This is a genomic window from Plectonema cf. radiosum LEGE 06105, assembly GCF_015207665.1.
Classification (GTDB): Bacteria; Cyanobacteriota; Cyanobacteriia; order Cyanobacteriales; family Nostocaceae; genus Rivularia; species Rivularia radiosa_A.
In genome coordinates this window covers 1-26,144 of sequence record NZ_JADEWL010000101.1, presented here as the reverse complement: position 1 = coordinate 26,144, position 26,144 = coordinate 1, and the positions used below count along the sequence as shown (strand labels likewise).

Genomic DNA, 26,144 nt, shown 5'->3' with positions numbered 1-26,144 from the left:
AAGAGACAGGGAGATGGGGAGATGGGGGTTCCCAATTACCAATTACCCATTACCAATTACCCATTACCAATTACCAATTACCAATTACCAATTACCCATTACCAATTACCAATTACCCATTACCAATTACCAATTTACAATTTTTGTAGTAGTTGAGCAATTTGCTGATTAATATTTGCTACATTAAAACGCTGACTGGCGGTGTTGCGGGCTGTTTCCGCAATGGCGGCAGTCTTTTCCTTGTCTTGAATAGACTTGTTAATCACTTCGGTGAGTTCCTGGGGATTTCCCGGAGTTGTGAGAAAGCCGTTTATACCAGATTCTACTAACTCAACTGCACCTCCGGATGCTGCTGCAACTACGGGGGTTCCGGATAGCATAGCTTCTACAATTACTCTTCCAAAAGGTTCGGGAGCGGTGGAGGTATGAGCAACTAGATCGCAAGCTGCCATCAACTGGGGAATATCGTGACGAAATCCTAAAAATTTCACCCGATTTTGTAATTGCAATTCATCGATTTGCTGGTGCAGTTGCTTGACGTAATCTTGTTCGCCAAATAAAGCATCTCCTACTAAAATTACCGCAACTTTTGGCGGACATTTTGCTAGTGCTTCAATTAATATATGCTGTCCTTTCCAAGGTGCAAGACGGCTGAAATGTCCGACGACAAATTTATCATCGATTTCTAATTTTTGTCTAAGTTGTTTAATTTGAGATTCTTGATTTAAATAATTTTGCGGATCAAAACCGTTGTAAACTATTTTGACTAATTCAGCTTTTCCTCCGGCTTCGATAAAGGCTTTTTTACTAGCTTGAGAATTGGCAATTACTAAGGATGCGCGGTTTGCTAAAGTTACTGCAATACGACGATTTGTTTGACTAAAGTGTTCTGGTGAAAGAATATCGTGTAAATGAAATACTAAGGGACGATGAGCCAAAAAGCTCGCTATTGCACCGACAACTAATGCTTTTTGCGTATTGGCATAAATTAAATCATAATTACGAGCAATTTTTACTACTTTAGTAATTAAAGGTGCAAGTTGAGTAATACTTGCTAATCCTTGCGTAAGAGAACTTTCTTTTTTGACTTGTATTTTTTGATTCGTTAAAACTTGTACCGGAATCTGATTTTTTTCTAATAAATCCTTAAAAGAACCATCTGCAAATAACCCCACCAGGCAATTATTTTGATAAGGTTTGGCAATATCTATTAAACATAGTTCAGCACCACCAGGTTTACCGCTTTGATCTAAAAATAATATTTTCATTTTTATAAAGGGAATTGGGAATTGGTAATTGGTAATTGGTAATTGGGAATTGGGAATTGGTAATTGGTAATTGGTAATTGGTTAATCAATAACTCTTAACTGTCAACTGTCAACTGTCAACTGTCCACTGTCCACTGTCAACTAACTCCTAATATGACATTCCTGACTTGGAGAGCGATTTTATCCCAATCGAAGTTGTTAACTGCATATTCGCGACATTCTTCTGGTGAAGGTTTGGCTATTTCCCCGTTCAATACCTGTTCTAATTTTTTTGCGATCGCGCTTACTTCTATTGATTCTGTAATCAATTCGGGTGAAAACGGTTCGAGAATTTCCGGCATTCCACCGACGGGGGTACATATTACCGGGGTACCACAAGCGAGGGATTCTACGATTGCTAATCCGAAACCTTCAAAGGATTGTGAAGGCATTATTGATAAATCTGCTGCTTGATAAGCTACTGGTAGGAGTTCGTCGGGTAGGAAACCTAAAAAATTCACATTGTCTTCGATTCCCAATTCTGTAACTTGTTGTTGTAAACTCGTTTTTAAGGGTCCTCGTCCGGCGATCGCCAAATAAATATCGGGAATTTTTGGCTTGATTTGAGCTATGGCTGCAAGTAATTTATCAAGTCCGACACGATGTACTAAACGTCTGGATGTAAATAATGTCGGACGTTCTAATGACCATCCCAGTTTAATACGTGCTTGTTGAATTGATAAGTCGGGTTTAAAACTATTAATATCGACTCCACCGGGAATGACGTGAATTTTCTCCCAGGGTATTTGGTACTGTTGATGCAAAATATTTCCGAATGCTTGACTCAAAACTATGAAGCGATGACAGCGTTGATATGTTCTTTGTTCTACCAAGGTTTTTTTCAGCAAGGCTTTGATATTACCAACTCCTTCTTCCTGAGATTCTGATGCCCAAGGGCCGTGAAAATTAAAGGTTATTGGCACATCGGAAGGTAATAAATCCAATATTGGCAGACTATATAAGGCAAAGTGCAAGTTTATTGCATCTGGCTTGGTTTTTCTGGTTTTTTTAAAGTTATTCCTCACCGACCACAATCTTTGTAATATGCTTGTGTCTGGTGCAGCTAAATTTGTGATTTTGATGGGTAGGTTAGTTTCTTGTTCAGGTAAACCCACTCCGCATAACTCTACTTGGTCTTTATTTTTCCCTAATCTCAGTGTAAGTTCGTAAACATACCTTTCCAAACCTCCGGGAGTTTTGGGAAACCAGCCTAAACCCAAGCAAAGTATTGATGCTGGCTTTACTGATGTATGGTTGTTTTGATTACATATCACTTTTTCTGCTTCCATATAACTAAACTCATAAACAAATACTAATAAACAAACATAAGACTTATGGGTTTGTCAGAATAACTAGTTGGTGCATGACACTACAAGCTGCTTATTTTTACCTTTAAGATAGTTCAAAGTATCACACACCGTACAATCAAAATGTGCCAGTTGCATAAGTCCTGAAATCAAATATAAATATAAAATATTCATCGTCACTACAAAATATTACGTAGTATTTATCAATAAAAAACCGAGATTTTATACTTTTATACAACCAGCCTCTTCATCAAAAAAACAATTGAAGACTGAACTAAATGTATTCGTATATACTTGGTTTTTACATAAATACAATCAATATTATCTACTTTTTCTATTTCATAAATAAAAATAATCCTTTTTTATTAGGACTTACGATATTGTCACAAATGGTTGATGGTGCGTGACGCTACAAACCTTATTACTACGTTCAAATTTAATCGTAGCGTCACACACCCTACAAGGAAAATGTGCCAGTTGCGTAAGTCCTATTTATTTAAAAATATTGTATTAATTTGATGAATTTCATGTAAAACAAATCCTTAGTTTGCGATTCGTGATTATTCTTAGTTATGAAAGCTGAATTACAAAACTTTGGCTGGACATGAAGTCGAGGGGATTTATAAAGGATTTACAAAAATTCAATTTTGACCGGGGAATGCCGTTCAGTGCAGGCTTTGAAAGCAGTGTACCGCTGACTTTTTTGATTTTTATCTGGTTACTCCATAATTATTTAGATTTATCAAAAATAAGATGTCAATCAAATTATTATTTTGAATAAATCTTACAAAACACAGCGAAAAGTGTACTAATTAGGGGGTCTCACCCATCAAAAATAAGATTTTTAATGATTAATTCTAATGATTAAGTACAACTATATATTGTAAAAGTTAAATTAGTAAAGTGTTGATAGTTTGTATTGATGGTTATGATAGATTACTTTGATTATATCGCTACAAGTAGAGATTAAATTAGAGATTAAATTAGAGATTAAATAATAATTTTCATAAAGAATAAAAATAAAAGTCAGTTATGAAAAACAATTTTCTCATAAGATTGAGCAGATTATCTTTATATATTAAAAGCTTAATTGTTCACGGCAATATTAGATATGGTAAAACAGAGAAATTCCTCTTATTTTTAAGTGCCGTATTAGCTATTTCGATGTTAGTTACAATTCACTTGGATGGAAAAGTAACTCCTGCGGCTTCTTCATCTCGCTATAGAACTTCCTGGATTGGGAATAGTTTTGGAGGAGGTGATAAGTGGGTGCAAATTCAAGTTAGTGGAATGTATGTTGCACCAGATGGAACTATTTATACGAATAGTTTGTGGGATGAAGCAGGTAGAGAAGTCGGGATTTATCGAAATGGGGATGTGATTGGAAAAGCTGACGATTTACATGGATGGGGAAGAAACGGTGGAGTTGCTATTACCGCAGATAATAAATATATTTATGTGGCAATGAAGCAATCGGGAATTGATCAGAAAAAAGATGGATTTCCGCCCAAAGGAACGAATTGGTACTGTGTCAGACGTTATGATTTGACTGGGAAAACTGCACCCTTTTCTAATGGTAAGGGGTGGGATAAAAGTATGTTAATTGTGAGTAATGATTCAGAAGTAACAGGACTTGCAGCTGTAGGTGGTGAGCTATTTGTCAGTGATAGTGCGACGAATAAGGTGCGCGTTTACAATAGTTCAACAATGCAGGAGTTAAGTAGTTTTAATCTAGAAAAACCGGGAAATATTACTGTTGATAAAAAAGGTAATTTATGGATAATTGGAGATAACAAGATTGTCCATTATTCAAAGCAAGGTAAGCGATTACCACAAGTAATTTCAGGATTAGATAAACCCAATGCAGTTGCTGTTGATAATCGCGGTAGACTTTTGGTTGCCGATAATGGGATTAAACAGCAAGTTTTAATTTACGATATTACTAATCAACCAAAGCTAATTAATACTTTTGGTGTTAAAGGTGGAATTTATGCGGGAATTCCTGGAGAAGTTAAGGATTTAAAATTTTACGGTATTTCAGGAGTTGGTAGTGACAGTTGGGGTAACATTTATATTAGTAATGATGGGTTTGAACGTTCTGGAGTAGATTTACGTAAGTTTTCTGCATCGGGTAAATTAGAATGGAAGTTATTAGGATTGCAATTTATTGATAATGGTGATGTAGACCCAGTAAAAAACGGTTTGGATGTATATACTAAGAACGAACGTTTTGTAATGGATTACAGCAAACCAGCCGGGAAAGAAGCAACTTATAAAGGTTACACTTTAAACGCTTTTAAATATCCTCAAGACTCCCGTTTGCATACTGCACCCGATGCACCATTTATCCGTCATATCCAGGGTAAAACCTTTTTGTACCTGACAGATATGTACGGTGGAATGCTGCAAATTTACCGTTTCAATCGACAAACTGATGGTGAAATTGCTATACCTTCAGGAATGTTTGTTGGTACTCATCCAAATGGTAAACCAGCTTTAGGAAACAATTTTCCTCCTTTTCAACCTTTGGAAGGAGAATGGATTTGGCGTGATAAAAATGGTAACGGTGCATTTGACCGGGACGAATACGATAAAAGTAAAGATTATCCTTATATTGGGGGATGGTGGGTAGATAGTAAAGGCGACGTTTGGAAAAGTTTACGTACTCAAGATGGTGTAGGGATTCGTCATTTTCCTTTACAGGGATTAGATAAAAATGGAAATCCCATCTACAGTTACAGCAAGATGGAAAAAATTGGTCATCCCAAAATATTTGGTGATTTACGTAGGATAGAATATTTCCCCGAAACCGACACCATGTATTTATCGGGTTATACTCCAGATAATCCGGCAATTAACGGTGATTATGCCAAATTAATCGGCTCGGAAATTGCTCGTTATGATAATTGGAGTAAAGGAAATCGTATTCCAAAATGGCGGATAGTGCTTCCTGTAGATAAAAGCGCACCTCCAGAAGTATTAAATCCCGCAGCAATGAGTATCGCAGGGGATTATGTATTTGCTGTCACTGTGAAGAAAGCCGAAGTATACGTTTATGATGCGAAAACAGGGAAACAGGTAAGGATTTTGAAACCAGGAGCAGAAGTATTTGGAGAAACTGGTTGGGTTGATATACCTTATGGAGTTCGTGCTTTTCAACGTAAAAATGGTGAGTATTTAGTGTTTGTTGAAGAAGATGCGAAAGCGAAGGTGATAATGTACAGGTTTAATGGTTAAAAAATCGATCGCGCATTAAAATGGATTTCACGGATTTCACGGATTTAATTTCCCATTACCAATTACCAATTACCAATTCCCCATTACCCATTACCCATTACCAATTACGAATTCCCTAAAAAACTCAAATCCTCTACCAAACTCGCTAATAAACCAACTTTATCTACCTGTAAAGCAACCCAAGCATTTGCATGAGTTTTAGCATTGAGTCTTTGATCAAAAAGAGTTGCTCCTTGAGTATAATGACCTTGAGTTTCAATCTCTACTAAAGCGCGACGAAAGAATAAAGTTTCCGGATAAAATAAATAGGCAACAGCAGCACCATCATGAACTAGAAAACCTTTTATTCCTTTAGTTTGCCGATATCTCAGAGAAGCTGCTGTCATAAAGTTACATAATCGAGATAAAAACTTGGTTAAATAACTTTGTGAATTACGAATCATATCCTCAGCCATTTCTGGAGTAAAAATTAATTCTTGAGTGATATCTAAAGGTAAAACTACAATATCATTACGACTAGCAAATACTTTTTCTGCGGCTTGTGAATTATATATAATATTAAATTCAGCGTAAGGAGTAACATTACCCGGAACTTTAAAAGCACCCCCCATAATCACAATTTCCTTGGCTTTTTTTAAAATACCGGGACTTTTGCTTTCAGCAGCAGCTAAATTAGTTAAAGGTGCAACTGCAAGGATAGTAATTTCTCCAGGATAAGCATTAAGTTTATCGATTATTAAATCATCGGAATAAATTGCACTATCAAAATGATGTTTAGCTGCGGGTAAATCATCGGAAATATTACCCATACCATCCATACCGTGAATATAAGCAGCATCGGCAATTTTGGAGTTTTTTAGCGTTACTCCTCGACCTAATTCTACTTGTTCAAATCCTCCTAAACTCAAAACTTTACTAGCATTAATAAAAGTTTGTTTAGCATCGACATTACCTTCAGCAGTAGTAACTGCGATTAATTCTGCTTTACCTTGTTTTACCAAACTTTGCAGCCACAATAAAGCAAATATATCATCACCACCGGGGTCTGTATCTAAAATTATTTTCTTCATGGGTTACTATTTGGGCTTCAGCGCTAAATTATATCAAATCGTTTGTGATTAAAATAATTTATCTTTTAACCCAGAGAAAGGCAAAGGAAAGCGCGGAGTTATGCAGAGTTTTTAGAATAGAGACATTGTATTATCACATCTAAATATTACTAACCATTACAATTTACAATGAAATTCAGAAATTCATCTTTGAGTAGCGTGTAAATAAATAGGGTAAATTATTCTTAGGTGTGTTCTCAGATAATTGAATATTATGGCTATTAATTCTACTTGTCAATCAGAAGAATTTATTGAAGCGATAAATTCTTGGGATTTGGATAAATTATATATAGATTTATCATCTGCCAAAGGTAAGAGATTAACTCCAACAGAAAAGAAACTTTTACGGGGTATATTGTGCGGTTATAGCCCTGGGGAAATCGCACAGAAGCTTTATCAAGCTAAAAATTCTAATTCAGTAAGGGTAACTTTATCTAATGGTTTATATAGATATTTGGAAGAGTTATTGATTAATCGGAATGAGGAGCAATTTAAAATTAAAAGTTGGAACAAAATTCCGATTTATTTAGAAAAGGCTGGTTATAAAAGAATATCTTACAAGGTATGCTTGGTTTATAGTGTGGCGGTGACAGCATCTGCTCGATTTAATTTCATGCTCATGGAGAAACTTTAGCTAATATTTACATATGGAATAGTGTCCTAATAAATCTTAATAACTATCGTGAAAAATTCGGTTCCATAGCTTTGGGAAAACTATCAAAATTACGCCGTACCCAATCCATACCAACTTCATTATTTAATTTGATATGTTGAGGGGTATTTGGGTAAATTTTTCCTAGAATATCGGCATCTTGTTCGATAACTACTTCTATAAGTCGCAATAAGTTTCTTTTTATTAAATGAGCAATTGGTGTATGACATTTAACAAACATTAAAACAAAAACGCGGGATTTATTTGATGATTCTGGGATATAAAAATGACATTCTTTGATGCTTAAAATCGGACTTTCACCATGCATAATTGCCATGCTTGGAAAGAAGTTTTCTAAATGCGCTTCTAATACTTTTGGCATTACTAAAAGCGCAGGATTTTTGAAAATATCGGTTAATGTTGGTTTCTTCCGAGGTTGTGCAATATAAGCGTGAGAGTGAAATCCATTATCAATAAACTTTTTTAATTGCACTTCTTCAATTTCAAATAATTTGCGATGGGTGCCATTTTGATGGTTATAATCGTGCATATTTAGTAGAAGTGATAGAAAATCAGTTTGAATACTGCGATCGCAACTTAAACCAATAAATTCATATTCTGCCGCAATCTCATTCATAATCGTTGGAATCGGAATTTTAGCTTCGTAACCACTTATTTTAAAGCTTGCATAAAAACTTTCAGGACAAATACCAATAATATGCTGAGAAGATAAAGTTTTAGGAACTTGGTAATTTAACTGACGATGATAGTTAAAATAAAATCCATTATAACGGAATATTGGGGTAGATAGAATCAAAGGTTTAGGTAGAATTTGCTTCAATTTATCTGGTTGAGCAGCATCGATTTTTATAGGCTTGGTTTCCATTGTAATTTAATCATGTATGATTTCATCATAATTTAATGTGGTGAATTAGATGAGAAGCATAAAAAAAAAGGGGCTGTTACGCCCGCACTACAAAATTTATTCCTAGTATTTTTCATCAAGGTGCTTTACGTCTAGTAAGGTTTTTAAAAACTCTTTCACTCTCCCAATCAACTAGAAAAAAAACTCATATCACTACCCGAAGCAAGAAACTGTTCCTTATAAGTGTTCATTGCTGATTCTCCCAAATCTTCTGTTAAAGGCATAAACATTCCAGCCATTTTGCCCAACATGGCATCGACTAAGTTGTCAGTAGCATCTTTAACTCCCATTCCCAAAGACATCGTGGTGTTAAAGTCGTCAATAAATTCATCAGCACCAGCGGCTGATTTATCAATAACTACAGACCAGTTACCATTACCAATCACAATACTGTTATCAGTATAGACCCAATTACCGTTACCAATGACGGTGTTGTTATTGCCGAAGTTAAAATTACCGTTACCAATAGTTGAGTTGTGATCTCCGAAAGACCAGTTACCATTGCCAAGGGTTGAGTTATTATCGCTATCCTCCCAATGCCAGTTACCGTTACCAAGAGTGTTGTTATTGTTACTAAAGTCTAAATGCCAGTTACCATTACCAACGGTTGAGTTGTTAGTAGTGTCATCCCAATTCCAGTTACCATTACCGATAGTAGCGTTGGTATTTCCGTAGTCTCGGTTAGCATTACCAATAACAGCGTTGTCGCTACCATCATCGATATTGCCGTTACCGAGAGGAATTTCGCCTTCAGGAGTATTAAATACATTTTCAGTGCCATTGAAGGGTAAAAGACCATCAAGAGCAGCTTTGATGATGTCTAGATTTTCTGCCATCTCACCATCCGCAGAAAACGGACTATCTTCACCAGCAAATGGGTTATCTTCACCCATCAATTGCTCGAAAGAATTGGCAGAATTATTGAAGCTGAACATATCATTTCGGAACAGCGTCAATAGGTCATCAGATGTTTTCAAGGGCGTTTGATTACCCGTAGCAAACCCAGAATGAGTAGCATTGGCAGAAAATCTAGTGAGAGTATCGTAGACCTTCCTTAAAGTTTCCGAGGGTGATGAGATAGGCATATTAGGCATATTGCCGCTTTCTGAGCCACCCTCAGCACCGCCATTCATGAACGATAAGTTATCACCAAACATGAAACTGGTGACATCAAAGGATGATTGCTCAGACATACTCTCATCACCAGCAACCGAGTCCTGTTCAGCAGTCGGCTGTTCTCCACCTGCTAAGGAATTGCTACCACCTGCACCACCGCTAAACGGGTTACTACCGCCACCTGCACCACCGCTAAACGGGTTACTACCCCCACCTGCGCCACCGCTAAACGGGTTACTACCGCCACCTGCACCACCGCTAAACGGGTTACTACCGCCACCTGCGCCACCGCTAAACGGGTTACTACCGCCACCTGCGCCACCGCTAAACGGGTTACTACCGCCACCTGCGCCACCGCTAAACGGGTTACTACCGCCACCTGCACCGCCGCTAAACGGGTTACTACCGCCACCTGCACCGCCAGCAAAGGGATTACCGCCGCTTGTGGTTTCGTCATCTTTGGCGGAGTCATCACCACTAGCCAAAGGTTTTTCAGCATCTTCAGAGGAGTTTTCCTCAATCGATTCTTTTATCCCATCAACAACTTCTTCCGAAGGTAAGGGGAAGTTTTCACCTTGAGAAGATTTTAATTCTTCGTAACCTGGGGGCAAAGGGTATTCACCTTCACCAAACGGGTTTTTGCCATCAGCAAAAGGGTTGTCACCATTAAAGGGGTTGCCTTTATCCGACTCACTATCAGTTTCATCCGAAGGGAACTTTTCGCGCAGTTTGTCGAATACAGAATCAACTTTATTGAAAAGGTCGTTCCTTGCCTCGGATGCAAATTCCTCTTGAGTGGTGTCATCACCCATTATCCATTGATTGTTACCAATAATTAAATTTTCATCAACAGCATTGGTTTCACTAGCAAAGTCCCAACTCCAAGAGTTGCTGTTACTCGACTCAAACTCATTTTCACTACCGCCGAATGAAGTATCATAGATAACAACTTCGCTATTATTATCATTAGGTGAATTAATATTAGATGATTCCATTTTAGCAATAGTCCTCAGTATTTTTACAACTTGATATAGACGAATAAACCAGATTTCTGGCTTTACATATTTAAATCATCAGACAGTTAGAATCAATCCTTCGATCAACATCAGCTTTACTTCTGAAACTAACAATTTTAGGGCGCTCTAACCTCTAACCTTTGACCTCTAACCTTTGACCTTTAACCTAATTACCGACAATGATGATATAGAAATGTAGCAATTGGGAATTCTTTAAGTCTCCATACAATGCTACATCTCTATATCTAGGCTAACTACACAGTGTTAACCCAATCATTGAATAGGGGAACAAACTTTAAATTGCGGAACTATCGCTATTACCAGTAAATAATTCAGCAATAGGATTTTCTTCACCAGCAAATGGATTGCCTTGAATAAATGGGCTGCCGCTACCACCAGTAAAATCAACATCCGAAAATGTTTCTATGAAAGTATTGGCATTAGATGAAGCCAGTTCCGAGAAATTAGCAGCTAATTCTGAAAGCTGACTTGAGTCAGTAATCGGACTGCCTTCAGGTAATTCTATATCAGACTCAGAAAGAGCATTTAAAAAGCTGGGGAATGGTGCCAAATCATCCCCTTCACTATCTGAGCTACCTTGGAGCTGGCTGAAAAATTCGCTAAAGTTCTGGTATTGTTGTTGAGCAGTCTCTAAGTAATCTGAAGAAGCTTCAAATGGGTTTTCGACACCAGCAAATACGTTGTCGCTATCGTCCCCTTCAGTACCTGTGCTAGCTCCAAAGTCGTTCAAAAATTGACTAAAGTTTTCGTATTGAGTTCTGCCGGTCTCCAAGTTATTAGAGAAATCTTCAAATGGGTTTTCCCCACCAGCAAAGGGATTGTCGTTATTAGTATTGGTGTTTTCTCTGTTATCACTCATCATTGGCTGCTCTTGATTATCGGAGTTATTATTGTCTGATTGGTCATCACCCATCATTGGCTGCTCTTGATTATCGGAGTTGTTATTGTCTGATTGGTCACCACCCATCATTGGTTGCTCTTGATTATCGGAGTCATTATTGTCTGATTGGTCACCACCCATCATTGGCTGCTCTTGATTATCAGAGTCATTGTTCTCAGACTTCTCGTCAGCACCACCAGTTGGGTCATATTCAAATGGGTTGCCGCCAAATGGGTTTGCACCACCTTGTTGTCCGCCAGAACCGCTTTGACCACCACCTTGTTGTCCGCCAGCGCCACCACTAGGCGGTTGAGAAAATGGGTTGAGATTTCCAGGTTGCCTACCTTCGTTGAAATCGTCGCTTAAGAAGTAGTTGTCAATGTTCATTCTCAACTGTGCGAAAGGTGAGACGGAACCACCGCCGCCACCCATTGGAGATTCGCCACCTTGTCCGCCGCCAAAGCCACCTTGTCCGCCGCCAAAGCCACCTTGTCCGCCGCCAAAGCTACCTTGTCCGCCGCCAAAGCTACCTTGTCCGCCGCCAAAGCTACCTTGTCCGCCGCCAAAGCCACCTTGTCCGCCGCCAAAGCTACCTTGTCCGCCGCCAAAGCCACCTTGTCCGCCGGAACCCATACTACCATTAACTGTATTGCCAGTAGGGTTTTGATTAGTATTTTCAGCCATTTGCTATTAATCCTCTTAATTTAGAGACAAAAATTTGCTCTTTTTAACACGCATCAAGAAAAAATAAATTAAAGTGCTTGATGCTTTTTTTATAGAACTTTCTATCGTCAATACGAAAAAAATATTTATGTGTCTGCTTACAGTTATTGTTGAATTTAACTGCGTTTATAATTATCGTGGCTTCCTTAAATTATTTCTACAGCCAAAAGTAATTTAAGCCTTTTTTACTTAAATTTGAATGAGATTTTTTTTGCTTAATTTATCAATTCTTTAGGAATGAACTCGACATATCAATTATTAAACATAAATAGATGAACATATATTTAATTTCATTGGATTGTACTATTTGATGAGAAAAGTAGGGCAATTATAAGGCGTTATTATATCAATATTTATTTACCAAAAGCCATTTTTCATGGGTATCTCAGCAAATATGACTACATTTAAAGAAATATAACCAATATGAATTTGATAGTTTTTATATGTATTTCCTGTATTACAAAAAAATACTTTGATTAGTAAATTACAGAAGTCGGGTTTTGTTGAATTGCCTATATTTGGTATCTGTATAAATGAGGTAATTTTAGTTTTTTAATCCAATTAACTAACCAAAGTATGATTGACTTTTATCTACTTTTATCCTGGCACAATCAAAAACCACTTCTGCTGTTATTTTTAATGTTATGTTAATCTAACTAAAGAAGGATTGGTTGAATTAGTATATGTGTAATGATAGTAAACTTTGCAAACAATATTAGTAACTGAAACAAGGTTAAGACCGGGAGCAAGCAGCACATTTTCCTTGTAGGGGAGGCGGTGTGGATGAACACGAGCGCATTATTAAGGCTTTTAGGGGGTGTAGATTTTCTTCCCCCGTTATTGCCGTGCCGTTGCGTAGTTTAGAAAAAAGTTGAACGTTTCTATAAGACTTGTAGCGTCACGCACCACCCGTGTATTGTGACAATTGCGGCTATTCCTAAAGTTTTGTCCTCGAATGTGAGTTATTAAGTTAGCCTGACTTCCAGGCTCTGACACTCTTTAACTATCACGGTGCAAAGATTCTTGCTTCAAATATCCTTGAAAGGAATATGTCCACAAGCCTACACAGACTGTTCGGCCGGGTTTGGAAAGATTTATTCGATTCCTTGTTTTACTCCCATATTTTTCAGCCACTGCTCGACTAGTACTCCACCACATTAATGAAGGCGGGGTGGTATTACTTCGCAGAATTCATTTGGTGAAGTACTAGTATTCCACTACATAAGTTTTGCGGGTTAATTTATTCGTAGTGGGAGCTTCTAGTAATCAATGTAATATTGTAGGTTGGGCTGAACTACGTTCAGCCCAACACCCGCGTTGGGTTGCGCTTCGCTTAACCCAACCTACGAAGAGGTATTTTAACTCCTCAAAATTAATGTGGTGGAGTACTAGTACTCCACCACATAAGTTTTGCGGGTTAATTTATTCGTAGTGGGAGCTTCTAGTAATCAATGTAATATTGTAGGTTGGGCTGAACGTAGTGGAGCCTCGGCACCCGCGTTGGGTTGCGCTTCGCTTAACCCAACCTACGAAGAGGTATTTTAACTCCTCAAAATTAATGTGGTGGACCACTAGTAGTCCAAATCATTAAATATGATGGGTTCTTATTCCGACCCGACCGAGAATCAAATTCTCGGTCTAATAGCACAAGTCCTATGAATAGGACTAAAAAAAATCAATCAGAAAATTTCGACCAATTCCGGTAGTGCGAGCTTCTAGCTCGCTAGCTACTACCAGGGAGCGAGACGCTCTCACTACGAGCGCGTTACCCCGCAGAATTAATGTGGTTAAGTACTAGTATTCTGTCCCATAAGTTTTGAAGGATTAAGGTAGTGCGAGCTTCTAGCTCGCTAGCCAATAGCGAGCGGGACGTATATCCTTGCGGACACGCTTCGCTAGTAAAAGATTTAGGATTTATACTACCACGCATCAGAAGTTACTCGCTCGACCTACTTCGTCTTTTTTATGTGCGATAAAACCCGACTTCTGAAGCTATTCGTCGAATTTACGTAATTTAGATGTGTTTTAGCTTATACTTTTCTACTCTCCTAATCAAGTAGAAAGAAAACTCATATTACTACCAGAATCAAGAAACTGTTCCTTATAAGTATTCAACGCTGACTCATCAAACTCTTCGGTCAATGGTTGGAAAATTTCACCCATTTTATTCATAACTGAATCAACAAGCATATCGGCACTTTTCTTAACACCGATTCCCATAGCTATAGTTTCTAATTCACCGAATATATCATCACCCAGTTCGGTTGATTTATCAATTACAACCGACCAATTACCGTTACCAATGACAATACTATTATCGGTATAAACTCGATTTCCGTTTCCAATTATTGTATTATTATTACCGAAATTCCAGTTACCATTACCAATGGTTGTATTATTCTCTCCAAAGTACCAATTACCATTACCAAGGGTTGTATTCTCACTGCTGGAATCCCAATACCAATTACCATTACCAACAGTTTTATTGTCAACACTAAAATCTAAATGCCAGTTACCATTACCAACGGTTGAGTTATTCGTTGTACCATCCCAATTCCAGTTACCATTACCAATAGTTGCATTTAAATTACCATAATTCCAATTAGCATTACCGATAACTGCATTTTCACTACCAAAGTCTTGATTTCCGTTACCAATCGGAATCTCTCCTTCAGGAGTGCTAAATACATTTTCAGAACCATTGAATGGTAATAACCCATCCAAAGCAACATTTATAATATCAAAAGGAATTTCTTGTGCTAAGGTACCTTCACCAAAAGGATTAAATTCACCGCTAGCAAAGGGATTATCATCACCGACTAATTCCTGAAAAGAATTAGCAGTATTATTGAAGCTGAACATATCGTTGCGAAACAGCGTCAATAAATCATTCGGTGTTTGTAAGGGTGTATTGTTACCATTACCAAAAGTACCTGGATAATTAAAATTGGCGTTAAATCTTAATAGACTATCTCTAACAGTTCTTAAAGTTTTAGCTGTTGATTGATTGGGTATGGTGCTGTAACTAGATTCATTTTCACCAGCGTTTAAGAATGGTAAATCTTCACCAGCAATCATTCCTACTATATTAAAAGATGGTGAAGCCTCTCCATTATCGTTTTCTGCAAATGGGTTTCCACCTTCTCCTCCACCAGAAAAGGGATTTCCACCTTCTCCACCACCAGCAAATGGGTTTCCACCTTCTCCACCACCAGCAAATGGGTTTCTACCTTCTCCACCACCAGCAAAGGGATTTCCACCTTCATCATTTACGACAGGATTGATATCTTTACTAATTACTTCTTGATTTTCTGAGCTTTTACCTTCGTTATCTCCACTAGAATTGGATTCTTGATAATTTGTGAATGAATTATCACTGTTATCTGTAGACAAGTTTTCTTCTACAACAGTATCTTCATCTTGAACAGATTTAATGTTATCTACAATTTCTTGTGAAGGTAGTGGGAAATTTTCTCCCATGGTTGATTGTAATCCTTTATAAGCTGGTGGTGGTGTAAATTCTCCCTCACCAAAAGGATTTTTTCCATCAGCAAACGGGTTCTCTTCTGTAAACGGATTACCTGCTGACTCTTCTTTTTTCTCATCCAAGGGTAATCTGTCACGCAATTTTGTAAAAAGAGAATCAATCCTTTCGTCAATATCAGTTCTTACTTCCGAAATTAACGACTCTCGCGTAGTTTCATCATCGACTATCCATTGTCCATTACCAATAATGATGTTACCAATGTCAAGGGTAGATTTAACTTTACCTTTTGATGAATTGCTACTAATAGAGAAAGAATTACTAGTACTCATTAATGTGTCTGTAAAATCAATATCTTTGCTATTAATTTGATTAATAAAATTCAACTCGAAAGATTCCATTGATAATATTCTCCTGGAAATAACAGTTAATAATTATAGAAAAAACGATAATTTTTGATGATAAATTTTTGATGATAAATTTATTTTGATAAATTTATAAAAGACGTAACAATGTTACGTCTCTACAATGCTGCACAATGATTTGATTAACTGTGAATTATTTCATAATTAAATAATTACTTACAGTCGGCATCATATTCAGGAATAGCCGCAAGTGTCACAAAACTCGGATGGTACGTGACGCTACAAGTCTTATAGAACCGTTCAAGTTTATTCTAAACTAAACACCCTACAACACAATTGCGCTAGTTGCGTAAGTCCTATATCAAAAACTATTAACGACCGCCGAAACCGCCGCCACCAAATGACATCCCACCGCCGGAGAATGGGTTAGAACCGCCGCCGAAACCTCCACCGGAGAATGGGTTAGAACCGCCGCCGAAACCTCCACCACCGAATGGATTTTCTCCATCAGAATCACCACCAGCGAATGGATTAGAACCACCACCAAATGACATTCCACCACCGGAGAATGGATTGGAACCGCCATCAAAGCCGTCTTCACCACCTGCAAATGGGTTAGAACCACCACCAAATGAGATTCCGCCTTCACCACCGGAGAATGGATTAGAACCGCCGCCAAAGCCGCCTTCACCACCGGAGAATGGGTTAGAAGCACCGCCAAAGCCGCCTTCACCACCTGCAGATGGATTGGAACCGCCGCCGAAACTACTTTCTGTAGGGTTTACACCACCTGCGAATATGTTCCAGAAGTTATCTCCAGCGAAAGGATTACCACCGAAAGCTAATTCACTCATATCTAAGTCAGCAGGAGGACCATCTTCACCACCACCGAAGGGGTTTTCACCACCAGAACCACCAAGATTGCCGAATATATCCTCAATTCCTAAATTTTCTCCATCTGCACCTTGTATCTCAAGTAGACGAGAAAACGGACCAATATTCGGTTGACTGTTTGTTTGCTCTTCCATTGTTTCTTCCATTGTGAATGATTCTCCTATGTTGAAATTTTTTGACTAAATCAAGAAACTAAATATCAGAGAGTTTCCTAATTTTTTTATCAGGATTATTAATTGATAATTAACTAACAATAATCTCGTAATTAAAGTTAGTTGTATTGATGGATATTTAAGTTATTTTTTTCTAATCAATCTGCCAAATCAGAAAAAGAATAGCGTAAATATACTCTTAGATTACCTTCGAGAATTAGATGCAGAACGTACATATTCAAGATAGTTGATTTCTCTGTTAAATACTATGAATAATATTTTGATGATTCTTTCGTTTCTTTAGATATTTTTTTTAATTAGATTTTTATATGAGAATTTATATTAGATGCAATCTTATGTAGATATAAATATATTAGTAATAAAAAGTACAAAATATTTGATTTGATAAAACTAATATAAATTAAATTAGTTGATTAATTAGTTAAATATAGGTAAAAAAAATAGGCACGTAGTTAAATAGCACCAACTAAAGCAGGTTCCAAGGTTAGACGGCTTTCTCGATTACTGATAAGTCTTTAATTAAACAGCGACAATGGTTAGTTGTTTGTAGTTACTTTTAGTTTCATCAACTAAGCTAATGTGCAGCCAATACGGTTCGGTTAATAATTTTTCGTGGTGATTTCGGGAATGTAGAGACGCAAGGGTTCGCGTCTCTACAATTATTTTGGGTTTACGAATTTTCTTATCCGAACCGTATTGAATGTGCAGCTAGATTGTATAAGACGATAATATCAAACTCTTGTAGTGCGGGCTGTTAGCCCGCTACTCAAATACAAATTAAATGCGTAGCAGCTTATCAACCATCAAATATCAACCATCAATTCATCGTAAAAACTCTGCAAGCTGTTCTAATTTCTTCCAAGCTTCTCCACTTTTCAGAACGTCTTTGGCGATAACAACACCTTTAGTACAACGTTCTAAAATATCTTTTCCATCGTCAACTGCTTCTGCAACGTAAAGCGCTAAAGCTGTATTTAAAGCAACTACATCTTGTTGTGCTTGTGTTCCTTTCCCTTGTAAAACAGCTTGCAAAATATCGGCGTTTTCTTGAACTTCTCCGCCTTTTAAAGCGCTAATTGGTGCGGGATTTAAACCTAATTTCTCAGCGGTTAATTCCAATAAATTTACTTGTTGATTCTCAACGATCGCCACATCGTTAACATCACCCAAACCCCCTTCATCTAATCTTTCTCGTCCGTGAATTACGATTCCTCGACGAATCCCTAGTTGCGATAAAGCTTGAGCGATCGTTTGCACTAAAAACGGATCGGATACACCGATAACTTGTCCTGTAGGACTCATCGGGTTTACCAAAGGTCCGAGTAAGTTAAAAATAGTACGTATCTTTAACGTTTTCCGTAAAGGAGCGACGGGCTTTAAAGCCGGATGCCAACCGGGTGCAAACAAAAATGTTACGCCGATTTCATCAACCGCAGACCGTACTTTTTTGGGGTCTGCTTGCAGATTTATACCTAATGCTTCCAGTACGTCAGCGGAACCAGTTTTACTCGAAGCCGAACGATTACCATGTTTGGCGACTTTTACCCCCGCAGCAGCAGCGACAAAAGCGACAGCGGTGGAGATATTGAAGGTAGAAGCACCATCTCCGCCTGTTCCGCAAGTATCTATTAATGGGAACTCATATTCTTGATTTTCGATTCCTCCTAAAGACTGAGATTGCAAAACTTGAGCCATACCCACTAATTCTTCGGGGGAGACTCCTTTGGCTTGAATTGCGGTCAAAATTGCGCCGGAAAGTACTGGGGGAATCTGATCGGCGAGCCATCCTTGAATTAATTCGGTAGCTTGATTGACGCTGAGGGACTCTTTATTTAATAGCTGTTGCAATAAAGTAGACCAGCGAGAAGTGTCTAAGGTTGGGGAATTGTTAATTAGAGTTTGGGTCATTCGATTTTAGATTTTAGATTTTAGATTTTGGATTGAGAATTAATGAAGAATTAAATTTTCTTCGATTTGAATAAATATAAGCGCTGCTGAAAAATATTTATAAATTCGATTTTTTTGCGGTAATTTAAGATGATTCGGGCAGATGTAGAGACGCGAACCCTTGCGCCTCTACAAAGTTTTATTTACTAAAGATTAATTACTTTAGCTACAGTTTGTACGTCTTTATCACCTCTACCAGAACAGTTAATCACAAGACGGGGACTACCATCTAATTGAGGACAAAGTGTTTCTAGATAAGCAAAAGCGTGAGCGGTTTCTAATGCGGGAATAATTCCTTCTAATTCTGAAACCTTTCTAAATGCTGCTAATGCTTCCTCATCGGTGACGCTGTAGTATTCAGCGCGACCCATATCTTTGAGAAAACTGTGTTCGGGACCAACTCCGGGATAGTCCAAACCAGCGCTAATTGAATGTGCTTCGATAATTTGCCCATCTTCATCTTGTAGCAAATAACTCATCGCACCGTGCAATACACCGACTCTTCCTTTAGTCAAAGTTGCAGCGTGTTTTTCGGTTCCTACACCTTCACCTGCTGCTTCAACTCCAATCAAACGCACGGATTCTTCGTTAACGAATTCGTGGAATAATCCCATTGCATTGGAACCACCGCCGACGCAAGCAAGTAAAATATCAGGTAATCCTCCCCATTTTTCCTGACATTGATTACGAGTTTCTGTACCGATGATGGCATGATAATCACGTACCAACATTGGGTAGGGATGAGGACCTGCAACGGAACCTAAGATATAATGTGTGGTTTCGACATTTGTTACCCAGTCGCGGATTGCTTCGGAAGTTGCATCTTTGAGAGTTCCGGTTCCTGCTGACACCGGACTAACTTCTGCTCCCATCAACCGCATCCGAAATACGTTGAGGGCTTGTCTTTCCATGTCTTGCACACCCATGAAAATTACGCACTTCAAACCGAAACGAGCGCAAGCGGTAGCGGTGGCAACTCCGTGCTGACCGGCTCCAGTTTCCGCAATAATCCTTTGTTTACCCATGCGTTTCGCTAACAACACTTGAGCTAAAGCATTATTAATTTTGTGAGCGCCAGTATGATTTAAGTCTTCACGTTTTAAGTAAATTTGCGCTCCCGAACCGTCAGGTTTAGCGTAATGTTGCGTCAAACGTTCCGCGAAATACAAGGGGCTAGGTCTGCCTACATAATCCCGTAATAAGCCATTTAATTCAGCTTTAAAATCAGGGTCATGACGATACTTTTCGTAAGCAGTTTCCAATTCACTTAGTGCGGGCATTAAAGTTTCGGGAACATACTTTCCGCCAAATTGTCCAAATCTTCCCAAATTATCGGGACGAGCTGTTGATGAGATTCTAGTATTGATATCTGGAGTACTGACCATTTTGATTTATATTCCTTTTAGTAATTGGTAATTGGTAATGGGTAATGGGTAATTGGGAATTGGTAATTGATAATGGGGCATTCGTATTTTTTAACTCCTAACTCCTAACCTTAAACCTTTGACCTTAAACCTTATTTCCCTGCAACTGTTAACTGTTCGCTAGAGATTGCGGTTTTGAGTTGTTTGCAAAGTTCTTCGAGCGATCGCAATCCTTCTTCGGGGGTACCGTTTGCTAATCTTTTGACAAATGCGCTACCAACGATTACCGCATCAGCACCCCATTCTTTGGCTTGAGTTGCTTGTTCTGCACCGGATATACCGAAACCAAGTCCAATTGCTTTATTCGTAATTCCACGCATTTCTTGCAGTAAGTCCTTGACTCGACTTTCTAAACCAGCACGCATTCCGGTAACGCCGGTTACACTAACTAGATAGATAAAACCCTGAGAATATTTGGCGATCGCGCTTATCCTATCCTTAGAACTAGTAGGGGCTACGAGCAAAGTTAATTCAATACCAAATTCTTGGGCAGAATGTATTAATTTTTCAGCTTCTTCTAAAGGTAAATCCGGAACCACTAATCCCTTTACCCCAACTTCAGCAACTTTTTTCAAAAATTCTTTAATCCCTAAATTTAAAATGGGATTGTAATAAGTAAATAAAATAATCGGTGCTTGTAATTCTGGGGTTAAAGTTTTTAACATTTGCAAAACATCATCTAACTTCGTACCATTTTGTAAAGCACGAGTAGCAGCAGCTTGAATTACTGGACCATCAGCTAAAGGGTCGGAATAAGGAACACCTAATTCAATAAAGCTCGCACCATTTTTATCTAAAATTTTCAGAGCTTTTGCAGTAGTTTCTAAATCCGGATCTCCCGCAGTAATAAATGGAATTAAAGCGCAAGTATTAGATTTTCTTAATTCTTCAAAACGTTGAGATATTGCAGTCATGTTGTTAGTTGATAGTGGTTGATTGATAGTGGATAGTGGTTACTTGTTACTTGATAGTTGTTAGTGGATAATAATCTTTACAACTAATACTAAATTCTGTAATTCTTAATTAGTTAGGAGCAAGAAAAGATTGAAGTAATAAGTTAGATACTTATCAGAATTAACTCTTAACTCTTAACTCTTAACTCCTAACTCTTAACTCCTAACTGTTAACTCCTAACTCCTAACTCTTAACTCTTAACTCTTAACTCCTAACTCCTAACCCTCCTTCCCCAGCAACTTCCGTACCGCTTCTTCTACATCGGGTTGCTTAACTAAAGATTCTCCTACTAAAACGGCACGAGCGCCAGTCTGATTCACGAAGGTTAAATCTTCAGGGGTATATATACCGGATTCACTGACAACGGTAATTCCAAAACTTTGTAACTGGGATTTTCTTTGAGAAATTAGTTGCTCGGTAGTTGCTAAATCTACGGTAAAATTCTTCAGGTTGCGGTTGTTAATTCCGACTAACTTAATGTCGGAAAGTCTTAATACTCTGTCCAACTCCTTATCTGTATGAACTTCCACCAAAGCAGTCATTTTCAAGCTGTGAATTACCCGCAAAAAATCTTTTAACTGTACGTCAGATAGAATTGCTGCAATCAACAGTATCGCGTCAGCACCGGCAGTTCTAGCTAAATATATTTGATATAAATCGATTATAAATTCTTTGCATAATAGCGGTAATTCTACGTTTTTTCTCACCTTACGCAAGTTATCAAAACTACCTTGAAAAAACTTACTATCGGTGAGAACCGAAAGGCAAGCAGCCCCTCCTCTTTCATAAGCTTGAGCTATATTTATCGGATCAAAATCTTCCCGAATAATACCTTTACTCGGTGATGCTTTTTTGACTTCCGCAATCAAACTAGGACAGTGAGAATTATTTTGCAAAGCCTGTAAAAAATCTCGTACCTCCGGCGCATTTTTTACTTGTTGTTGCACCTCAGCCAAAGGTAAATTTAACCGCATTTGAGTAACTTCTTGCTTTTTATACAAGACTATTTCCTCAAGAATGTGCCGGGGTTTAGTTAACATATTGATTTTATTCAGAGTTGAGACATTATTCATAATATTACTTTCTTAGAACAGGTGACACGAACCTGTTGTCGTTATTGCTGATTGCTATAAATTACTTACCGACGGTTTTTGACGTTTATGCAATAGTAAACTAGTACCAATAATTCCCATGCTAAGTATTGTTGCAGTATTTCCCGCTTCTGGAACTCTTTGCGGTACTGTAAAGGAACCAGTAACTAAAGCTTCACCAATTAATGGAACAGTTGGGTCTGGACTAATTTGTAAGTTTTCCGAAAGATTTAAAATGCCAGTCGCGCCTTGAAATCTACCCGCGCCATCAGTAATATTAATAATGCCATTAATTGAGACCGTAAGATTTTCTAGGTCAGTTATAGCTGTACCAACACTAGTTCCTATTAACTTATCGTTACTATTTCCAAAAATCTCATCTTTTAAACTTGGTAAATCATTAATACCAAACTCTGTTGCATCTGGAACAAAAGTGGATACACCTGTATCGGGATCAAGTCGAACGTAACTCATACTCTCAAGATTGTTTAAACCGTAGGGAGCATTTTCACTCTCACCTAAAACAGTTACTTCTGTTATGTTTGGGGCTATCTCCCTAGTAGTGCTTTGTGTTTTATAAATCGTTTGAAAAGGAAAAGTGGTTTGAGCATTTACCTTTGTAATACTTAACCCTAAACCCAGTAACGCTACTGTTCCAGATATCAGCGATAAAGTCAGCGAGCTAAGTTTCATATTTTTTTCCCTTAACAAATATTGACAACTCTCTACTTCTTCTTTCCTCTGCGCCCTCTGCGCCTAGAAGGGTTTTTTTAATCCGTAATTGTGCGAAAGAACGCAGGCATTTACACCCGCATTCTCTCTACTTTTCCCAACTCCTAACCTACACTCAAAACCTCCGATTCCCCAGACCTCGTATACTTATAAACAACATTTTTAATCATCGCCAATCCCACCTCACCAGCTAAAGTCATAATCGATTCTGGGTGAAACTGTACCGCTGCAATTGGCAATGTTTGATGCTCGATCGCCATAATTACATCATCCTCTGACATCGCCGTCACTTTCAACTGTTGAGGAAACTTATCCGGTAATGCAAACAACGAATGATATCTACCGACTATAAAAGATTCGGGTAAATCCTTAAACATCACCGAATTCGAGTCAGTCACATTAATTCGCGAAGGTTTACCATGCTGCGGATAATCTAAAACTCCCAATTCCCCACCGAAAGCTTCCACAATACCTTGCAATCCCAAACACACCCCAAATATTGGAATATTGCGGCGCATACAGGTAGCGACCATTTGCGGTACTTTAAAATCATCAGGTCTTCCTGGTCCTGGAGACAATACAACTAAATCAGGTTTTTCGGTATCAAAAAGCGATTCATCAAAACCATGTCGCAGTGTTTTTACTGACGCTCCCGTTTGACGAATATAATTAGCTAAGGTGTGAACAAAAGAGTCTTCGCAGTCAATTAATAAAACACGCTTACCCGCTTCTACGTTGGGAATACCAGCACTCAAAGACTTTGTTTTACCTTCAGCAGCTTGGGATTTTTCCTTAGCGCGACGAATAGTTTCAAAAGCTGCCGCAGCTTTAGTTAAAGTTTCTTGTTCTTCGGCTGCGGGAATCGAATCATACAACACCGTCGCCCCAACTCGTACTTCTGCAACTGAATCTTTAAGTCGAATTGTCCGCAAAATCAAGCCGGTATTCAAATTACCGTTAAAGTTCAAATAGCCAACCGCTCCACCATACCACCGTCTAGCACTGCGTTCGTGCTGTTCGAGGAACTGTATGGCTGACTTTTTAGGTGCGCCCGTAACCGTCACCGCCCAAGTATGAGTCAAAAACGCATCCAAAGCATCAAAATCTGGTCTTAACAAGCCTTCTACATGGTCTACCGTATGGATTAAATGACTGTACATCTCAATTTGACGACGACCAATCACCCTTACCGAACCCGGTTCGCAAATTCGTGATTTATCATTGCGATCGACATCGGTACACATGGTTAACTCGGATTCGTCTTTGAATGAGTTGAGTAGCTGACGAATTTGGGAAGCATCATCTAAAGCATCTCTTCCCCTGGCAATTGTACCGCTAATCGGACAAGTTTCTACCCTTCTACCGTCAACTCGGACAAAGATTTCCGGGGAGGCACCAATAATATATTCTCCACCCAAATTAAATATAAAGCCGTAGGGGCTAGGATTGATTTGCTGTAAAGTTGTAAATAGTTCTGAAGGTGCAGCTTCACTAGTTATAGAGAAATTTTGCGAAGGTACGACTTCAAATAAATCACCACGACGGAAATAATCGAGCGCAACTCCTACCTGTTCGGCATATTCCCCGGTTTTATGGTCCGATTTTTGAGCAGGAGTCAGCCGTTTGCCTCTATAATCGATTGATTCACCAGTACGAGGAAGATTCTCGGTACTACCCTGTGCTGTCGCAAATTCGTAGCTCAAACGGTAAGCGCGTTGCAAATAGTAGTCAACTATTACTAATTCATCGGGTAAGTACAGTACTAAATCCCTTTGGTCATCTGCACGCTGCAAACGTTGAGAAATTGGTTCAAACTGAAACACTAAGTCATAACCAAAAGCACCGTAAAGCCCTAAATGTTCGTCTTCATGGCTGTAAAAAACTTGTAATATCTCGCGGATAACCGTAAAAGCCGAAGGTTGTTTACTGCGTTCTTCTTCTGTAAATAATTGTTGTGTTGGCTTGACAGCACCAGTAATTTTTTGTTTATTGTTAAGTGTAATTTCTGATAATTGTGAATGTTGGGATAACCGCTGCAACAGCATTGGTAAGAGTATCTCACCACGTTGGTTCAGCGCTGTAATAGTAAAACCTTTATCTCGTGTTGCAACTTCTAGAGGTGGATTAACAAATCCAATAGCCCATCTTTTATATCGTCCTGGATATTCGTAACTACTTTTGAGCAAACCTCCCCGCTTTGAATCGAGGTGAAATAAAATATCTTCTAAAGCTGCTTCAATCCCGACTTCCGTTACTGTGCGAGATATATTAACACCACCAAGAGTTGTATAAGTTTGCTTTTCAAGAATCATGGGCTATTCCTCTGGAATAATTGGGGAGTGTACGGTAAAAATAAAAAATCAACAATCAAATAAAAGTTACAGTTACTAATTTATGCATCTATATCGCGTAAAAAACTAGCTAATTAAGCTTGAACTATTTTTAATTACAAGTAAACTACAGGTTCTCGACCACAGTAAATTTTCTCAAACCCTGTCAAGTTTATATACAGCTTATTGCCACCTAGGTTATTAATAAAATTTCAGGAAAATTACGATAAAGAAATAGATAAGCTAGGAACCGATTTTAATTTTTTACCTTTTGGAGTAGATATTTGAAAACCTTTAATATCTCTTTACAATTTAAGCCTACTAGATATTGTGTAAGGCATACATGAACTTTTTTTCGATAGGTGTGTCCAATTTTTCGCAGTTATATTATTTTGTTAGTATAATTCCGGATGACCAAATTTTCAGCGTTACCGCTACCATCTAAAGTATGAAAAGA

The 26,144-nt window shown here is 38.2% G+C and carries 16 protein-coding genes; 2 read left to right on the top strand and 14 right to left on the bottom strand.

From position 1 onward, the window contains the following. Positions 1-134 precede the first annotated feature (134 nt). Positions 135-1,268 (bottom strand): glycosyltransferase family 4 protein, encoded by a 1,134-nt coding sequence (locus IQ247_RS23025; RefSeq protein ID WP_193923574.1) that lies wholly within the window; start codon positions 1,266-1,268, stop codon positions 135-137. A 137-nt stretch (positions 1,269-1,405) separates the two neighbouring features. Continuing rightward, a complete protein-coding gene (locus IQ247_RS23020; protein WP_193923573.1) occupies positions 1,406-2,596 on the bottom strand; it encodes a glycosyltransferase family 4 protein in 1,191 nt (396 codons plus the stop codon). A gap of 1,050 nt (positions 2,597-3,646) precedes the next feature. Between IQ247_RS23020 and IQ247_RS23015 the strand changes: the two genes are divergently transcribed. Continuing rightward, entirely contained in the window at positions 3,647-5,851 is a 2,205-nt protein-coding gene (locus tag IQ247_RS23015) for an NHL repeat-containing protein (protein WP_193923572.1), read from the top strand. A 104-nt stretch (positions 5,852-5,955) separates the two neighbouring features. On the opposite strand, the gene IQ247_RS23010 is transcribed toward IQ247_RS23015, so the two are convergent. Next, positions 5,956-6,921: a nucleoside hydrolase gene (locus IQ247_RS23010; RefSeq protein WP_193923571.1), complete on the bottom strand. Its 966-nt coding sequence runs from the start codon at positions 6,919-6,921 to the stop codon at positions 5,956-5,958. Between the two features lie 253 nt (positions 6,922-7,174). Here IQ247_RS23010 and IQ247_RS23005 point away from each other — a divergent pair, with 253 nt between their 5' ends. After that, positions 7,175-7,594, top strand: a complete 420-nt coding sequence (locus tag IQ247_RS23005; RefSeq protein WP_193923570.1) for a helix-turn-helix transcriptional regulator — start codon at positions 7,175-7,177, stop codon at positions 7,592-7,594. A gap of 43 nt (positions 7,595-7,637) precedes the next feature. Here the strand turns inward: IQ247_RS23005 and IQ247_RS23000 are convergent, their stop codons facing one another. The 11 genes from IQ247_RS23000 to IQ247_RS22950 all read right to left on the bottom strand — a co-directional run bounded on the left by IQ247_RS23000 (position 7,638) and on the right by IQ247_RS22950 (position 25,669). Further along, positions 7,638-8,498, bottom strand: a complete 861-nt coding sequence (locus IQ247_RS23000; protein WP_228059975.1) for a hypothetical protein — start codon at positions 8,496-8,498, stop codon at positions 7,638-7,640. 167 nt (positions 8,499-8,665) lie between these two features. After that, positions 8,666-10,648 carry a TrbL/VirB6 family protein gene (locus IQ247_RS22995; RefSeq protein ID WP_193923569.1) on the bottom strand — a complete coding sequence of 661 codons (1,983 nt, stop codon included), beginning with the start codon at positions 10,646-10,648 and terminating at the stop codon, positions 8,666-8,668. A gap of 316 nt (positions 10,649-10,964) precedes the next feature. Beyond that, positions 10,965-12,254, bottom strand: a complete 1,290-nt coding sequence (locus tag IQ247_RS22990; RefSeq protein WP_193923568.1) for a hypothetical protein — start codon at positions 12,252-12,254, stop codon at positions 10,965-10,967. 2,091 nt (positions 12,255-14,345) lie between these two features. Next, positions 14,346-16,178 carry a hypothetical protein gene (locus IQ247_RS32770; protein WP_228059974.1) on the bottom strand — a complete coding sequence of 611 codons (1,833 nt, stop codon included), beginning with the start codon at positions 16,176-16,178 and terminating at the stop codon, positions 14,346-14,348. A 335-nt stretch (positions 16,179-16,513) separates the two neighbouring features. After that, on the bottom strand, positions 16,514-17,182 hold the full coding sequence (locus IQ247_RS22980; protein ID WP_193923565.1) for a hypothetical protein: 669 nt from the start codon (positions 17,180-17,182) through the stop codon (positions 16,514-16,516). An 849-nt stretch (positions 17,183-18,031) separates the two neighbouring features. Then, a complete protein-coding gene (gene trpD, locus IQ247_RS22975) occupies positions 18,032-19,117 on the bottom strand; it encodes an anthranilate phosphoribosyltransferase (protein WP_193923563.1) in 1,086 nt (361 codons plus the stop codon). A 185-nt stretch (positions 19,118-19,302) separates the two neighbouring features. Further along, the gene (gene trpB, locus IQ247_RS22970; RefSeq protein WP_193923562.1) at positions 19,303-20,541 is read right to left on the bottom strand and encodes a tryptophan synthase subunit beta; all 1,239 of its coding nucleotides are present in this window, start codon (positions 20,539-20,541) and stop codon (positions 19,303-19,305) included. 131 nt (positions 20,542-20,672) lie between these two features. Then, positions 20,673-21,494, bottom strand: coding sequence for a tryptophan synthase subunit alpha (gene trpA / locus IQ247_RS22965; protein WP_193923561.1), 822 nt, complete (start codon positions 21,492-21,494; stop codon positions 20,673-20,675). Between the two features lie 258 nt (positions 21,495-21,752). After that, positions 21,753-22,574 (bottom strand): indole-3-glycerol phosphate synthase TrpC, encoded by an 822-nt coding sequence (trpC, locus tag IQ247_RS22960; protein WP_228059973.1) that lies wholly within the window; start codon positions 22,572-22,574, stop codon positions 21,753-21,755. Between the two features lie 87 nt (positions 22,575-22,661). Next, on the bottom strand, positions 22,662-23,318 hold the full coding sequence (locus IQ247_RS22955; RefSeq protein ID WP_193923554.1) for a hypothetical protein: 657 nt from the start codon (positions 23,316-23,318) through the stop codon (positions 22,662-22,664). 143 nt (positions 23,319-23,461) lie between these two features. Continuing rightward, complete coding sequence (locus IQ247_RS22950) at positions 23,462-25,669, bottom strand: anthranilate synthase (RefSeq protein ID WP_193923553.1); 2,208 nt, start codon at positions 25,667-25,669, stop codon at positions 23,462-23,464. Positions 25,670-26,144: the final 475 nt, after the last annotated feature.